The sequence below is a fragment of the Mesorhizobium sp. M1A.T.Ca.IN.004.03.1.1 genome (assembly GCF_003997555.1).
Taxonomy (GTDB): domain Bacteria; phylum Pseudomonadota; class Alphaproteobacteria; order Rhizobiales; family Rhizobiaceae; genus Mesorhizobium.
The window spans coordinates 1-15,161 of the sequence record NZ_RZTV01000027.1; the positions used below are offsets into that span (position 1 = coordinate 1).

Sequence of the window (15,161 nt, forward strand, 5' to 3'; positions counted from 1 at the left end):
TCCACATGGCAGCCTAAAGTCAAAAACGCCTATCAGTCGCCTCGCCCTGATCGAGGACAACCTGTTGAAGCTCCACATCTAGGGCATGCGAAAATAGAAAATAACGGGCAAAAAGATGCGCCTTTTCCGACTCCGAGCCTAGATGGTTGAAAGCCTCGAAGTACTCCTTCGTCCGCTCGAGGAGATCTCCCGCATAAAGCGCCAACGGCTGTGACACGGTGACCCTCGGGCGCGCCTTGACCTTCGGCGTCTCAGGTCCACTCTTGGCCATCTCAGATTATCGGCTTAATTCCGGTGCCGGTATGCGACAAAGCCGAACAGAGTAGCCGCTGCGACGTTGAAGATTGCCCACAGCTCGCGCGGCAAATGAACCGGCATGAACGGGTTGAAGATCGCTGCCGCTCCAAACAGCGCCCAAGCCAGGGTGCGATTTTCAGGGCCTGATCGCCACACCATGGCTCCGCAGTAGATCCCGGCGAAAAAGACCACCACGCGGAGGAATTGGTAATAGCCGTACGGCCATGGCGCTACCGCCAGCAGCGAGGCAATAGCTACACAGATGCAGACCAACCGGACCGTTCCGGCCGGCGTCGAAAAGCATTATTTTCAGCAAACTTGATCCTCAAACGCCCAGCACGGTTGTTAGTGGAGTTTCGGCGCCCGCCATATATTTGAAAAGCCAGATTGCCCAAGTGATCGGCCAAATGAACGCCAACATCGCATCCAGGCTCAAGTTAATCAGGATTTTTACGACCACTGATGCATGGCCCTGCCATGTGTCGACGACATTCATCACGTAGGTGATCGGCCCGCCCAGCATGAAGAGGAGGCCCAGCGGAGCTGACATGATCAGCGGCCATAGCCGCGAGAAATGTTGTTTTCATTTTATTGCCCTCCCAAAGTATTTCAGACAGAGCACTATTGCCGGTCGGGCACAAGCTGCTCGTGGCACTGTGAACACAAATAGGATAGATGCTCCTCTGTGCAGGCCAAGATCGGGCGAGGAGAATACTTTGGATGGATTGCGATTGATGCACGTCCCGTTGGCGATCCTGCTGACATGGCCAAGGGTGGCGACGGCAAATGAATGCCTCTCGAAGTACACCAAGACCGACGTCTGCGCCTACGCAAAAAAAATGCAAACCGAAATGGCTCCAGCATTGCCCATGCTGATCAGTTCGAACATCTCCGTTCGGAGCATCATCGCAATCGGGCCAAGGATCGTTTTCAACGCCACCTGGGCTCAGACCGATGCGGAAGTAGACGCCAAATTGTTGGCTGCTGGCGTCTCGCGGCCGGTCTATGTCCAGAAGATCGATGAAATGACCAAAAACTATGTCTGTCGTGCGGAGGAACTATCTGCCTTCGTTCGCCTGGGCGGTGAGATCCAGTACACGTATACGACTGTGGATAATTTCCCAGTCGCGAACCCGCTCGTAGCACTCTGTCCTTAGAGCATCGCAGCACGGCTCATGACATGACTAGTCGCGGCCGATCAACCAGTTGATCAGCAGCCATGATCATTTGTTGGAACTCAATTGAGCCTGATCCGCACTAGCAAGTGGATAGAAGTGAATGTGCGGTTGCCCTTTAGCTCTACTATGCATAGAAACCACTCTGCCGGGGGGCGTAAAGTTGGGGTTGTGAGTGCGTGGGCTCTAAATTCGAAAAACTAAATAAGTTGCGTGACTCACTGCGAGAATCCAACCACGATTTTCGGGCGAGCACTCAGCTATTCAACAGCCTGGACCCTGCCAAGATCGACGGCGACCTGGATGTCATTAACCGCGGAAAGCAGCGCGGCGAGGTGAACCAACCCCCGAAAACGGCAAAGAATCTCGACGATGTCGAACATGCCATCGTGGAACGCGTTGAGGATGAGAAGAAGGCTGCGCATCACACTCTTGAGGACAACCTGCAACTCCTTGGAGGTCGTCTTGCCGGCCTCGATTTCGAGGAACAATTCGGTCTAATCCGTCAGACGAATGCCGCTAGCGTTTCGGACTTCAAAGCCTCGGTCGCCGTGGGCCTCGATGAACTTCACGGCCTGAGAAGGGCCCTGAACGACGCCGAAAAAGAGCATGCATGGTTTAAGGAGAAGCACGGTCTCGTTCGTGCCGCGCGTGTGCAGCACGGTGCCGCTCACATTTTCCGGCTATCGCTTCTGCTATTTCTGTTTCTGGTCGAGACAGCGATGAACGGCAACTTCCTGGCCAAGGGCAATGAGCAGGGATTTTTTGGTGGCATCCTTGAGGCTGCGGCATTCTCTTTCATCAACATCGGGGCGGCTTTGCTCCTGGCGGTTTTCTGCGCTCGTCTCGTCACCCATCGGTCGTTTTTCGTAAAATTCGTTGGGATCATTTCAATCCTTTTCTATATCGGCTTGGCGATTTCGATAAACTTGGCGCTAGCGCACTACCGTGAGGTCAGCGGCTCGCTCGCTGACGGCGCCGGCGCTGAGGTCATCCGTAATATGCTCGCCAATCCAGCGGGTCTCACGGACATCAAGTCCTGGTTGCTGTTTGCGATCGGCCTGATGTTTTCGCTTTTCGCTTTTATCGACGGCTGGTTCGTGCTCGACCCTTACCCAGGCTACACTGGCGTTGAAAATCGGCTCGTTCGACGGCGCGATGACTACATCGATCGAAAGAAGGAACTGATCGAAGAGCTGCAGGATGTCCGCGACGACCACAACGAAAAAGTGGAGGAAATCGTCAAGCAGCTTGGTAGTCGCCGGCGCGAGCACCGCGCGATTGTCGATCATCGATCGAGGCTTCTGGCTCTTTTTGCGCAGCATCAAGACCAATTGGAGCGAGCCTGCAATCAGCTTTTGTCGATGTATCGGGAAGCCAACATCCAGGCGAGGACCGAGCCGGCGCCCAAGCATTTCGGAACGCCCTACAAACTTGATCGCATCAAGCCATACGTCACCGGCGAGCGGGAGTGGAATGAGGGAGATGTTGGCGCATCAATTCGCCAGGCGCAGGAGGAACTCAACGAGCAGGTTCGTCTGATTGGTCAGGAATGCGAACGGGGAATTGAGCAGTACCGAGATCTTGATAAGCTTCACCCGGACAGCGTGAATGTCTAGGCGAACCCGCAGACGCAAGAAAGGCAATGCGGGTACCATTGCCGCGGCCATTGCCCTTGGTGTGCTATCCGTTGCGATGTTGGCCGGCTTCGGCTGGATGTGGACCAGGTCTGGCAATGGCCATATCGACGCCAACACGAATTGCCCATTGGACGGACCCTCCAGCCTGACCGCCGTCCTCATCGACGCCACTGATCCAATTTCGGCAACGACGATGGCTGATCTCAAGAACGAGTTCCGAAAGACCATTGGGCAGGTCGAGCCGGGTGGGTATGTGAGGATTTATACCCTGAGCTCGGCGCCTGGTGAGCTGACGGTGATGTTCGATGGATGCAATCCCGGTGATGGGTCGACCGTCGATAGTTGGACCAACAATCCTGCGCGGCGTCAAAAGAAGTGGGAAAACGCCTTCGGCGATCCTTTGAACAAACTTCCCGATGAAATCCCGAATGCGGCTTCCGCGAGCCAATCTCCGATCATGGCTGGAATTCAGAAAATCAAGCTGTCGCTCTTCGATAGCAGCTTGGCCAAACAGGGCAGTCCCAAGCGATTGGTGGTCGCCTCTGACATGATCGAGCATACGACGATTTACTCGCAGTACCGATCGGGACTGGATCACCAAAAATACCTCAACAGCGCCGCCGACCGCACATATGGGACGTCGCTGGATGGGGTGGGCATCACAATTCTTTATATCGATCGGGCAAAGAAGCCATTTCAGACCCTGGATCACGCGGAGTTCTGGACACATTGGGTCCAGAACCATCACGGCGAGTTCGAAAAGCTGGTTGGCTTGGATGGGTTAAACTGATGGCGAGAGCGCACGACAAACCTTTGCTGGATCATCCACGTCTGCCGGTCGTGGTTTTCGCGGCATTGACACTCGGCGGGTGTGTATTCATCGCCATTGCAAAACTCTCAGGCGTAAATCCGATCGTCGCGGCGGTAGCACCGGCCTGCCTGATGTTTTTCTATCTCGGGGTTTCGATCTTTGCTGGAAAGCTACAACTGCACGACGAGCAGACCGGCGATAACCTCTACTATATGGGCTTCCTGTTCACCCTGACGAGCCTTGGGGTCTCGCTGTTTCAGTTTGGAACGGAAGGCTCAACCGACACGATCGTCCAAAATTTTGGCATCGCGATCACGTCGACGATCACCGGTATTGCTCTGAGGGTTTTCTACAATCAGATGCGGCGCGATCCCGCGGACATTGAGCGAACGGCGAGGCACGAACTTGCCGACATGACACGGCGTGTAAGAGCCGAGATGGAAAGCGTAACCAGGGAGTTCGCCGACTTTCGTCGTGTCAGCCATCAAATGCTCGAAGAGGGCTTTGCAGAGATTGCCGAGCAAGCGGCACGCAATGGGGAGCACATTCGATCTGCCCTGGACAATATTGCCATGGAATCGATCAAGCCTGTCCAAGAGGCGTCTGCCAAGCTCAGTGACGCGTTGCAGCACAATTTCGGGCAAGTCGAAACCCAGTTTGCTTCGATAGCGAACCGCGTTGGAGCTGCAGCGGATTTGCTGGATAAAGCCAACAGCTCGATGTCCAACTCTGTTGGAAAGCTCGGTAATCAAGCCGACAATATGGCTGCCAAGCTGGAAAAGGTGGTTGTTCCTGATGAGGTGCTGAAGAACGATCTGGCGCCGATGGTCAAGCTCCTGGGTAATGCTGTCGCACAATATGCGATAAAAACCGAAACAGCCTCGCAAGAGCAGCAAACGCGGATGACCGGTCTTGCCGACGCAGTGATCAAGGTGGCGACTGGAGTGGAGAGAGCGGCAGCGGCCGCAGAAAAGACCGCAGAAACTGTCCAAGCGCAGCAGCGTTTGACTGAGGAGTTCATGGCTGTGATGCAGAAACACAGCAATGAAACACGCGGCCTCGTCGCAACCCTTACACAACATAGCCTCCCGGCCGTGCGCACGCCCCAGCCTCTGAGCAATGCGATAGCGAACGATGTCGAGCGAGTGGCGGCACCTTCCACTGTTGCCTCCCCTGTGGAGACGCCAATCAAGGTTTCGGATGACACGGAGGGCGACACCTTCCGATCGTTAAGCAGTCCGGCGGAGGTGGAGAAGGGTGAACCGCCAAAGAGAGCAAGTTGGTGGGGCAGGTGAGTGAGGTTAGCGGAACAGCCATTACGTTTGAGCGCAAGGGCTATGGCCGCGGCCTGATACTCGGCCTGACGATGGCTGAGACGATGCTGCTTCTCGTTTTCTGCCTTTTGCTTGCTGCAGGCGCGCTCATCGCCAAGACAAAGAAAGAGGCTGCGGCAGCGCAGAAGATTGCGCAGTCCCTCAATGAGAACGCTCGCAAGCTTGACGAGGAAAACAAGCGGTTGCTGGCTCAGCTGAATGCCATGGTCAAGCCTGCAAGTCGACGCAATGTACCAGATCAAGAATGGCGTGAATTGGTCCGGGCCAAAGAGGCCGCAGAGGCAATCAAAAAAGTGGGACTGACCCTTGAGGAAGCGGTGAAAAGCGCGCCGGCCGCCAAAGTCCTCTCTGACAACGACGTCGACGTTGATCAGGCCAAAGCCATGATCGAGAAGATGAAGGTTCTGCGCGAGCTCGGCTACGTTGGCACGGGCAAGACGTCCAAGGATCTTGCTGACGCACTGAAGAAGGCAAGGAACGAGGCCTCTGCTGACAAGCCACACGATTGGCCACCGATCATCAGTCTTAGCGAGCTCGATGGCTATAATTTCGATACTGGAAGTGCGGAGCTTTCCGGTGGCTTCAAAACGAAGTTGCGGCAGATGTCGAAGACCATTGCTGGAATTGCAACTTCCTATGGTGTGGACGTCATTGAGGTGATTGGCCACACGGACGAGCAGGCGATGTCCGGTGACTCATCGAATATGGACAGAGGCCTTCAGCCCGTACTGGCGCGCAAGATGGACATTGGCACACTCCATCCTGCCGACAATGCCGGGCTTGGATTAGCGCGAGCGATCTCCGTCACAGGCATCCTGCGCGATATGCCGGAACTGAAAGGCTTCACCATCCTGCCAATGTCCGGCGGCCAGTTGATATTGCCTGGCGACCGGCTCACCGACGGCGCACAGGCCGGCGACGTCAAGGCGAGGAGGCGAATTGAGATCAGGGTCAGGCAACGTTCGCGAGAGACAGATATTGGACTGGTTCCGGTACCAAAGTTGTGAGGCGAACTGCCCTTGGGTTTCGCTCACAGGGCTTGGGGGGGATTGCGGGGATGGGGTTTTACGTTCGAAAATCGATTAGTGCGGGACCTTTCCGCTTTAACTTCTCGTCTGGCGGGGTTGGCGCGTCCGTTGGCGTGCAAGGTCTTCGTATCGGGACTGGCCCACGAGGGCATTATATTCATGCAGGCGTCGGCGGTCTCTACTACCGAGGCACTTTGGGAAAGCGCAGCGCCAAGCAGACGCTGCAACTGTCTGAATTCCCATCTGGGCCAAAGCCCCATCCAACATCCTCACCCGTGGAATATGTCAGCGGTGGCGTCGTGATGAGAGAAATCGAGTCCGCCGATGTGATCGAGATGCGTGATGAGACATTTGCCAATGTGCTTGATGAAATCAATGCGAGGCAATCGCAGACGCGAATGTCGCTCATCCTGGCCGTGCTGTTTGGGATCGCCGGATTGATCGCAGGCGCAATGCTGGGAGGTGGGGTGGCGCTGATCGGTATTGCTGCCTTTTTGCCGGGCATGCTTATTGGCAACTGGTTGGACAGCTACCGCCGGGTGAGCGTGCTCTACTATGATTTGGAGCAGGACGCGGAGGCGGCCTACGGGCGACTTGTCGCCGCCTTTGACACGCTCACACGCTGCGCGGCGAGTTGGCATGTCGCGGCTGGTGGCAAGATAGAGGATCTGACGACTTGGAAGCGCAATGCGGGAGCCACGATGTTGGTCGATAAAAAGTCGACGACGCTCCAAGCTTCCTTGCCGACGGTTGTTCGCAGCAATGTCACACCACCGTCGATACACGTCGGCCGGCAAATCCTTTATTTCATGCCAGACATGATTTTGGTGAAGGACGGAAACCAGTACGGTGCCGTTGGGTATGGGGACCTCAGGACGCAATTTGCCCCCAGCAATTTTATTGAGACCGGCAAAGTTCCATCTGATGCTGAGATCGTGAGCTATACCTGGGCTCATCCCAATAAGAATGGCGGACCCGACAAACGCTTCAGAGATAATCGGCAGATCCCTGTCTGTCGCTACGAAGCCTTGCGGTTTTCTAGCCCATCCGGGCTCAACGAGCTGGTGGAATTTTCCAAGACAAACGTCAGCCAGCCCTTTTGCCAGGCTCTATTGGCACTCGCGCAAATGCACCGAAACGCTGGTGGCCAGTCCGGCTTGCTGAAAGCGCGCTAAGGAATTGGCTTGGTCAGCAAATGCCTTCGCACGGAATTCCGTCGCCGTCCCGGTCCAATTTGGGTCCCCAGCTACAGTTATTGAGATACCAGCGCGCCTCATCGCATGAGGAGATTTGCTTACAATAGCGACGCGGTTGACACGAATAGCTCTGAGCTATTTGGCGACGGCCTGTAAGGCCGTAGGATGTGTCATTACCGGGTTTATTGTTGGCTGCATGTGTTGCTCGCCAATCCCAAGGGGCTGTGAAAGTGCCAACCCAGATGCCAATCTTGGCCCTTTGGGCATCTGCCTGTTGTGACGCGTAACTACCATGGCTGTATCGAGGCCAATCCAGGGCATAACCCTGTTCGACCATCCAAGACGCAATGCTAGCACCGTCCGCCCGCTGACAATCACCAACGAAGCGGTTGTAACGATCCCACGAAACAAAGTTGCACTGGATGGGTCGGGATTGACTGAGGAAGATGTCCAGTGCTTCTGCGGATTTGCGGCCGCATGGGTATTCTTGCCCGCTTGCGTCGCTGCAGTTTTGGCTGCTTTCAGGTGCGTCGATGCCATTGAAACGAATACGCTGTCCGTGGATCTCGATCGTGTCCCCGTCAACGATGGACGCTACGCCGACGATAGGCTTCGGTTTTGACCCGAGTGCGCTTGCTGTATTGGGTCCCGCGATCTGGTTGCCCCACCCTGTAAAGTAGGAGGTGACATAAGCGCCCACTGCTAGCGTGATCACCAGGATCGCGGCTAATGATTTATGTGAAAAGAAACGCTTGCGCATAATTGAAACCCGGCCGCGTCTTGGCCGCGAGCTGCGGCGATGGGAATAGCGATCGCGATTCAATTTTCGATCCTTTGCGAAGCTGCCAAATGTTTTGCTAGCGCGTCTTTGACTTCTTGGCTGCTGCTTTCTTGGGCGCGGCTGCTGTGCGACCGAGGCCAATCGATTTTGCCAATCTGGAGCGATTGGCTGAATAGTTAGGCGCGACCATGGGGTAATCGTTGGAGAGGCCCCATTTTTGGCGATAGGCGTCGGGCGTCAGTCCAAAATGCGTGTTCAAGTGTCTCTTGAGGGACTTGAACTTTTTGCCGTCTTCGAGGCAGACGATGTAGTCTGGAGTGACTGAGCGCTTGGGGTTGACCGCGGGAACTTGGTCGGGTTTTTCCGGTTCGGACGGCTGGCCGATACGCGCTAATGACGAATTGATGCTGGCAATAAGGTCCGGCAATGAGGAGACCGGCACTGAATTCTTGCTCACATAAGCCGCAACGATATCGGCGGTAAGCTCCATCAGCGCGGTGGCCGTATTTTGGATTTCGTCAGTCACTTCATGGCTCCGGACTTCTGCAGTGAAATCCCGATCTATTACTTATCGGCTAAAAAAACCAGTAGAGGGAGGATACTAAATGCCAGGCGCTAATAGTGATGAATGTTAAAGCGCCAATCAGAATGCGGAACCACGAGAGACGGTGGATTGATTGGGCGCGGCGTTTTCTTTGTATGACCAGGAAAGCGGCTTGAGGCTCACAGGCGGATGCATTTAGATTTGGACGAGTAGGACCTACGCATGACATTTTCGAAAGACCCGCCGCCGGAGGTTAAGCCCCAGAAGGATAAGGCAAAGACTGGATCTGAATTGGACCGCGTTCCAAGTGCGGGAGCCATTCGGGTCCGCAACGGACTCTCTGTGTCAGAAAAAGACATTGTGGAGGCGGCTAAATACGGGGGCAGGGAGCGAGAATCCTCGTCGGATAGCGACTAGGCAAAGGGGGCCAAGAATGCAGGCTCTGACCCATATCACACGTCGCAATATTGGACGGTGTCCAGAAGTGATCGCAGTCGTTTCTAATTGAACACGGCTGTTTTTTCTTGCGCGAACGCTCTACGCGGGCTCTAGCTGGTTCTCCTTTCAAAGGGGATGTAAGTCTTGGACGTAAAACAGTCAGTCTTCCAAAGCGATCTCCCTCTAAAGGAGAAACTCGAGCGCGCCAGGATGGAGTTGCTCGATCTTTCCGCCCGCAATCGACTTTTGAATGTGCCGCGGTTTTCCAAGAGCGCGAAGACGATCGATATCGTCGATGAGAAGTCGTCCGAAATTTATCGATTGCTGGTGACCGAAGGAAAGGCTTTTACCTTCCTGGCCGGCAAGCCCGATAGGCCGAAAGCGGGCCAGGATGAAAGCAGCCCTCCAGACGAAGAGATCGACTATTCCCCCGTCGCTCTCGCCCAACCAGAGGACGATGGAGTCGATAACAGAGGGATATCCGCGCGGCACTCGGACACCAAGCTGCAGACGCGTATGACCCCAACTGGGCTGCAGCGGCGGCTCCTTGATCTCTACCATGATGCCCGCACACTCGAGGAAGAGCAGGGCGTCAATATCCTCTTTCTGGCCCTTGGAATGCTGAAGTGGATTGACCCGAACAACAAAGAGAACATCCGTCAGGCCCCCCTCATTTTGGTGCCGGTTCGGCTTGAGCGAGGGGCCGCTGGAGAAAAATTCCGCCTACGAGCCCGGCCGGAAGATCTTACCGCAAACCTCTCCTTGGAACTCTATCTCGACCGCATTCACAAGCTCGCTCTGCCGCGTTTTGAGGTGGGAGATGACTTCGACGTCTCGGCCTATCTCGATGCCGTTGCCGAAGCAATTTCGACCAAAGAGGGTTGGGAGGTGCTTCGCGACGATATGGTGCTCGGCTTCTTCTCGTTTGCGAAGTTCTTGATGTACCGTGATCTGGATCCGGATCTCTGGCCCGATGGCGCAAAGATTATCGAACAACCGAAGATCCGCTCGCTTCTTTCAGATGGTTTCGAAACACGCGAGCCGCTTATGTCGGACGACATAGCGATTGATCCGCACATTGCGCCCGCCGAAATGTTGCATATCGTCGACAGTGACAGTTCTCAGACACTGGCGATCCATGACGTCAGAAAAGGTCGCGACCTCGTTATCCAAGGTCCGCCTGGGACAGGAAAATCGCAGACGATCGCAAACATTATTGGGTCGGCCGTTGCCGACGGAAAGACCGTGCTGTTCGTGGCCGAAAAGATGGCAGCGCTGGAGGTCGTCAAGCGACGGCTTGACACTGCTGGGGTGGGGGACGCCTGCCTTGAGCTGCATAGTAACAAGGCGAACAAGCGCATGATGCTAGAGGAGCTGCGGCGAACCTGGCAACTCGGATCGCCCAGGGGCCAGCTTCCTTCTTCCCTAACTGATCGCTTGCTGGAGGCTCGCGATAAACTCAACGCACATGCTGCACGAATGCACGTTGCGTTCGGAGCGTCCGAACTCACTCCTTATCAGGTTCTCGGCCAGCTAACCCGACTAAGGCAGGTCGGTCAGAAACCAGTGGACATCGAACTTACGGATGCCACAAGCTGGACAACTGACGGCGTTTCGCAACGTCGCAAATTGCTCGATGAGGTCTCTCAGCGGATCAACGAGATCGGCTTGCCGATCCACCACCCGTGGCGGGGAGTTGGCCTGGATGTCGTTCTTCCAACGACCATTGAGAGGCTCGTCCCACGCATCGCGGCGTTGCTGGACCAAGCCAAGGCACTGCACGCCAAACTGGTCGGTATCGCTGAGCGGATCAAGGCCGAGCCTCCGAAAATTCTCAGCGACAGCGGCGAGATAGAAGATCGCGCTGAGCTTCTCGCGTCCGCGCCTGGACTTCCTGCCGAGGCGCTCGTCTCGCCGGTATGGGATGAGCGTCCGAAAGACATTTCATCGCTTCTCTGGTCAGGAACGGATTTCGCCCGCAAGTCCGAGGAACTTTCGGAGCAGTTGGCGGCAACGGCTATCGACACGCCAATTGAAGGTCTCGAGACAGAGCTTGCAAAGCTTCCCTCGGAATTTCCGAAAGATGGTTTCCATCGTGCGCGACAGCTCACCATTCTGCTCCCACGCTTGAGGGAAGAAGCTGAGCGCCTGAATCAGGAACTCGGATCGGCGATATTGCCAGACACGTTGGCAGGCTTGCTCAGGCTGGCCGTGACCGGCGAGCGAGTAGCGGCAGCACCTGACGCAAGTCCGGAGGCCTTCGCAGCCACCGTTTGGGACTCCGGACTTGAGCAGGCAGGCGACCTTGCCGACAGCGTAGCGACGCTTGAGGCTGCCAGAGCCGACCTTCAGGGCAAGGTTGTTGACGCGGCGTGGAGCACCGAGGTGGCCGCGGCGCGGCAGGCGCTCGCCACACACACGGGAATATTGAAAGCATTGAACGGCGACTACCGTCGCGCCACAGCACTTGCGCGGACTATTGTGGTCGACCCTAGCGCGCCTGCGACGCAGATAGTTGGTCTCCTCGACCTTTTGATGAAGGGTCAGGCTGCCGCAGCAAGAGTCCGCGAAGGCGACGCTTTTGGCCGTTCCGCCTTCGGGGCAGATTGGCGTGGGGAGCGATCGGCTTCCGCGCCACTGCTCGCGCTAGTGGAGTGGATGCGGACTCTACGAGGGCTAGGCCCCGAACCTCGGATTATCGCCGGCCGGATGGCGGAACGCTCCGAGGCCGGTGCGCGTGCAGCGCGCGTTCGCAAGGTTATCGAAATCGGTCGGCCAATTATCGAAGGTTTCTGGAACGATCTCGGGCACCTCGCGTCATCCATGCTAGGCGACGTGGCTTCCGCCGAGCGGGCCTCGCTGCAACTGATGGAAGCGAAGGCGAGCACTGTAGCTCAAGCCGATGATGCGTCACGACAGGTTCTGACTGACGTTCCGGATCTAATCACTGAGCGGGTGGAGCTACTGCGCCGACTAGGCAGACTACAAGCACTTGCTCAAGGGATCGATGCGGGAGAGAGCCTTGGCAAGTTCGTATTCGGCTCGTCGTGGCACGGTCGAGGATCCGATTGGGCCGCTCTCACGCAAGCCGAGCTTTGGCTGAAAGAAAATGGCTCGATCCGACATCTGGCTGCGCGGTTGCCTGAAAGAATCGAGATCGCAAACTCGGCACGTTCAGCACGTGAAGCGGCCCAAGCGGCAGCGCGGGAATTGAAGGCGCTTACAGGGGATTTGAAAGCCGATGCTCCCTCCTTGTTTGGAGTAGTCGATTTTCCGGACGTCGCGATAGGCGAGGTCGTTTCTCGGCTGCAGGGTTGGCTCGATCATCAGGAGCAGCTCTCGAAATGGGTTGCCTATGAAGAGCGATCCGAAACGGCCCGAAAGGCTGGACTGGGACAGTTGATAGACGGCCTAGCCAACGGCCAGATTACAACAGGATCGGCTCGATCAGTTTTTGATATGGCCTACTACGAACGAATGTTTCTGGCGATGGCGACCGATGAGCCGGAGCTGGCAAGGTTCGACGGGGAACTGCATTCCAGGGCTGTACGTGACTTCGCAGATCTGGACCGCCAGCGCATCAAGGCCGGCGCCATCGAAGTTGTAACGGCTCATCACCGGAAAATTCCTTCAAGAGACGGCGGAGCTGGACCTGTCGGACTGCTTCGTTCTGAGATGGCGCGCAGACGAGGCCACATGCCCATCCGGCAATTGATGCAGAAGGCAGGCCCTGCCATCCAGGCGCTGAAGCCAGTGTTCATGATGAGCCCGCTTTCGGTGGCGCAATTCCTGTCGCCCGGCCGGATGTCCTTCGATCTGCTCGTGATGGACGAGGCGTCTCAGATCCAGCCCGTGGACGCACTTGGCTCGGTCGCCAGGGCCAGTCAGGTGGTCGTCGTTGGCGACGAACGCCAACTGCCACCCACGACATTCTTCGCGAAGATGACAGGCTCGCAGTCTGAAGATGACGAGGGTGAGGGCGCGCAGGTCGCCGACATTGAAAGCATCCTCGGCCTGTTCACGGCCCGCGGCTTGCCGCAGCGTATGCTGCGCTGGCACTACCGTAGCCGTCACCAATCTCTAATCGCAGTATCGAACAGCCAGTTCTACGAGAACCGGCTTTTCATCGTGCCAAGCCCTTATACCCAAGAGGCAGGTATGGGGTTGCGGTTTCATCATGTGCCGGAGGGGGTCTTCGATTCCGGCGGCACAGGAACCAATCCGGTAGAGGCGAGAGCAGTAGCGGAGGCGATCATCCGTCATGCGAAGGTGAACCCGCAAGAGACTCTAGGCGTTGCAACATTTTCGGTTAGCCAACGCCGCGCGATCCAGGATGAACTCGAAGCGCTGCGGCGACTAAATCCCGACACCGAGGAATTCTTTCACGCTCATCCAAGCGAGCCATTCTTCGTCAAGAACCTCGAAAATGTTCAAGGCGATGAGCGCGACGTGATCATGATCTCGGTGGGGTATGCCAAGAATGCCCAGGGATACATGGCCATGCGTTTCGGCCCTCTTGGCGCGGAAGGCGGCGAGCGTCGGCTCAACGTCCTCATAAGCCGCGCCAAGCGCAGCTGCGAAGTATTCGCGTCCATCACAGACGAGGACATCGACCTGGAGCGTGGCAAAGGGAAAGGCATCTTCGCCTTCAAGCTCTTCTTGCACTACGCGAGAACAGGGCGAATTTCGCTTGCCCAAGTCACGGTTCGCGAAATGGATTCAATCTTTGTAGAACAGGTAGCCAACGCGCTGATCGAAATGGGTTATCAGGTTCATGCTCAAGTGGGCATTGCCGGCTTCTTCATCGACCTCGCAGTTGCGGATCCAGAGAGGCCAGGCCGCTATATTCTTGGCATCGAATGCGATGGCGCAGAATATCACTCATCTCGCTCGGCCAGAGATCGAGACCGGCTTCGGCAGTCGGTTCTGGAAGACCATGGTTGGATCATCCATCGCATCTGGAGCGCTGACTGGTTCCAACGGCCTCGTGAGCAGCTGGAGCGAACCATACTAGCGATTGAGGCCGCCAGAAAAGAACTCGATGAGCGGGCCGAATTGGGGGTCCAGAGAAATCGAGCTGTAGCCGTGCAGGTTGTTACGGTCGACCGAGGCAACGTGACGGAAATCGGTCTCGAAAGCACAAACGGATCCGAGACACCCAATCGAGCCTACGAAGAGGCCGAACTAAAGCGACCGGGATCGTTCGAACTCCACGAGACGCCCAGCGGAATCATGGCCGGACTGGTCGAGCAGGTCGTGGCTACAGAAACGCCAATCCATGTCGACGAAATAGTTTCGCGTATTCGGGACGCCTGGGGTCTGCAGCGGGCCGGTGGCAGGATTCAGGATGCAATCGAGCGGGGGGTAAGCATAGCACAGAGAGGTGGTTCAGTAGCCCGTCGAGGCAACTTCTGCTTCAAGCCAGGTGTTCCTGTTCGTCTCAGGGATCGCAGTGGGGTCGTGTCCGCTGGATTGCGCAAGCCCGAAATGATTGCGCAGGACGAGGTCGCCCAAGGCGCTATGGAAGTCGTGAAATCCAACCTCGGTGCGACAGAGGAAGAAATCGCCACAGGCGTTGCCAGGATGCTGGGCTTCAAAGCCACAAGCGCACAATTAAGGCAGCTGATTTCAGCTGGGGTCGCCGATTTGGTTGCCAAAGGAGTGTTACGGTCCCAAGACGGCTTGTTGGTGGCCGGCGAATCCGCGAGCGAGAAATTAGCTGAAGTGTAACGGGGCGCTGCAGCGCCCTCGTTGCAATTTCTGTCGAAGCTCGGAACACCTCTTTTGCTGGCGGAGGCCGAATGGCATTTCGATTCGTACACACGGCCGATATTCATCTCGTCGGCCGTGAACTATCCGCAAGCCATTGATCTGGCCTGTTGATTGAGGCGGATAGCGGCTTTGGAATTGCAGGATT

12 protein-coding genes are annotated in these 15,161 nt (G+C 56.4%); 7 read left to right on the forward strand and 5 right to left on the reverse strand.

The features are described from left to right. Positions 1-19 precede the first annotated feature (19 nt). Genes EOD29_RS30085 through EOD29_RS30095 form a run of 3 tightly spaced genes read right to left on the reverse strand, consistent with a single transcriptional unit; the run spans position 20 to position 847 of the window. Entirely contained in the window at positions 20-271 is a 252-nt protein-coding gene (locus EOD29_RS30085; protein ID WP_127248734.1) for a hypothetical protein, read from the reverse strand. 14 nt (positions 272-285) lie between these two features. Beyond that, a complete protein-coding gene (locus EOD29_RS30090; RefSeq protein ID WP_063169433.1) occupies positions 286-570 on the reverse strand; it encodes a DUF6804 family protein in 285 nt (94 codons plus the stop codon). A 52-nt stretch (positions 571-622) separates the two neighbouring features. Beyond that, positions 623-847 (reverse strand): hypothetical protein, encoded by a 225-nt coding sequence (locus EOD29_RS30095; RefSeq protein ID WP_127248735.1) that lies wholly within the window; start codon positions 845-847, stop codon positions 623-625. On the opposite strand from EOD29_RS30095, the gene EOD29_RS30100 reads away from it, so the two are divergent. The 6 genes from EOD29_RS30100 (at position 846) to EOD29_RS30125 (ending at position 7,460) form a co-directional block, all read left to right on the forward strand. Further along, on the forward strand, positions 846-1,454 hold the full coding sequence (locus tag EOD29_RS30100) for a hypothetical protein (protein WP_127248736.1): 609 nt from the start codon (positions 846-848) through the stop codon (positions 1,452-1,454). The genes EOD29_RS30095 and EOD29_RS30100 overlap by 2 nt on opposite strands. A gap of 197 nt (positions 1,455-1,651) precedes the next feature. Then, positions 1,652-3,091 carry a hypothetical protein gene (locus EOD29_RS30105; protein WP_063169430.1) on the forward strand — a complete coding sequence of 480 codons (1,440 nt, stop codon included), beginning with the start codon at positions 1,652-1,654 and terminating at the stop codon, positions 3,089-3,091. Continuing rightward, positions 3,084-3,902, forward strand: coding sequence for a hypothetical protein (locus tag EOD29_RS30110; RefSeq protein WP_127248737.1), 819 nt, complete (start codon positions 3,084-3,086; stop codon positions 3,900-3,902). The genes EOD29_RS30105 and EOD29_RS30110 overlap by 8 nt, the downstream gene beginning before the upstream one ends. After that, positions 3,902-5,218, forward strand: a complete 1,317-nt coding sequence (locus EOD29_RS30115) for a hypothetical protein (RefSeq protein WP_063169428.1) — start codon at positions 3,902-3,904, stop codon at positions 5,216-5,218. The genes EOD29_RS30110 and EOD29_RS30115 overlap by 1 nt, the downstream gene beginning before the upstream one ends. Further along, positions 5,206-6,264, forward strand: a complete 1,059-nt coding sequence (locus tag EOD29_RS30120; protein ID WP_224571173.1) for a hypothetical protein — start codon at positions 5,206-5,208, stop codon at positions 6,262-6,264. Before EOD29_RS30115 ends, EOD29_RS30120 begins: the two co-directional genes overlap by 13 nt. A gap of 50 nt (positions 6,265-6,314) precedes the next feature. Then, the gene (locus tag EOD29_RS30125) at positions 6,315-7,460 is read left to right on the forward strand and encodes a DUF4236 domain-containing protein (protein ID WP_095770037.1); all 1,146 of its coding nucleotides are present in this window, start codon (positions 6,315-6,317) and stop codon (positions 7,458-7,460) included. Between the two features lie 13 nt (positions 7,461-7,473). On the opposite strand, the gene EOD29_RS30130 is transcribed toward EOD29_RS30125, so the two are convergent. Further along, positions 7,474-8,304 (reverse strand): thermonuclease family protein, encoded by an 831-nt coding sequence (locus EOD29_RS30130; RefSeq protein WP_127224212.1) that lies wholly within the window; start codon positions 8,302-8,304, stop codon positions 7,474-7,476. A 34-nt stretch (positions 8,305-8,338) separates the two neighbouring features. Beyond that, positions 8,339-8,752 carry a MucR family transcriptional regulator gene (locus EOD29_RS30135; protein ID WP_082826711.1) on the reverse strand — a complete coding sequence of 138 codons (414 nt, stop codon included), beginning with the start codon at positions 8,750-8,752 and terminating at the stop codon, positions 8,339-8,341. Between the two features lie 636 nt (positions 8,753-9,388). On the opposite strand from EOD29_RS30135, the gene EOD29_RS30140 reads away from it, so the two are divergent. After that, positions 9,389-14,974, forward strand: coding sequence for a DUF3320 domain-containing protein (locus EOD29_RS30140; RefSeq protein ID WP_063169424.1), 5,586 nt, complete (start codon positions 9,389-9,391; stop codon positions 14,972-14,974). The last annotated feature ends 187 nt before the right edge of the window (positions 14,975-15,161 follow it).

Bases quoted from the DNA above. Each gene is read 5' to 3' on its own strand.
- EOD29_RS30095 (WP_127248735.1), bottom strand. From the start codon at position 847: ATGTCAGCTCCGCTGGGCCTCCTCTTCATGCTGGGCGGGCCGATCACC.
- EOD29_RS30135 (WP_082826711.1), bottom strand. From the start codon at position 8,752: ATGGAGCTTACCGCCGATATCGTTGCGGCTTATGTGAGCAAGAATTCA.
- EOD29_RS30115 (WP_063169428.1), top strand. From the start codon at position 3,902: ATGGCGAGAGCGCACGACAAACCTTTGCTGGATCATCCACGTCTGCCG.
- EOD29_RS30110 (WP_127248737.1), top strand. From the start codon at position 3,084: ATGTCTAGGCGAACCCGCAGACGCAAGAAAGGCAATGCGGGTACCATT.
- EOD29_RS30085 (WP_127248734.1), bottom strand. From the start codon at position 271: ATGGCCAAGAGTGGACCTGAGACGCCGAAGGTCAAGGCGCGCCCGAGG.
- EOD29_RS30100 (WP_127248736.1), top strand. From the start codon at position 846: ATGATCAGCGGCCATAGCCGCGAGAAATGTTGTTTTCATTTTATTGCC.
- EOD29_RS30125 (WP_095770037.1), top strand. From the start codon at position 6,315: ATGGGGTTTTACGTTCGAAAATCGATTAGTGCGGGACCTTTCCGCTTT.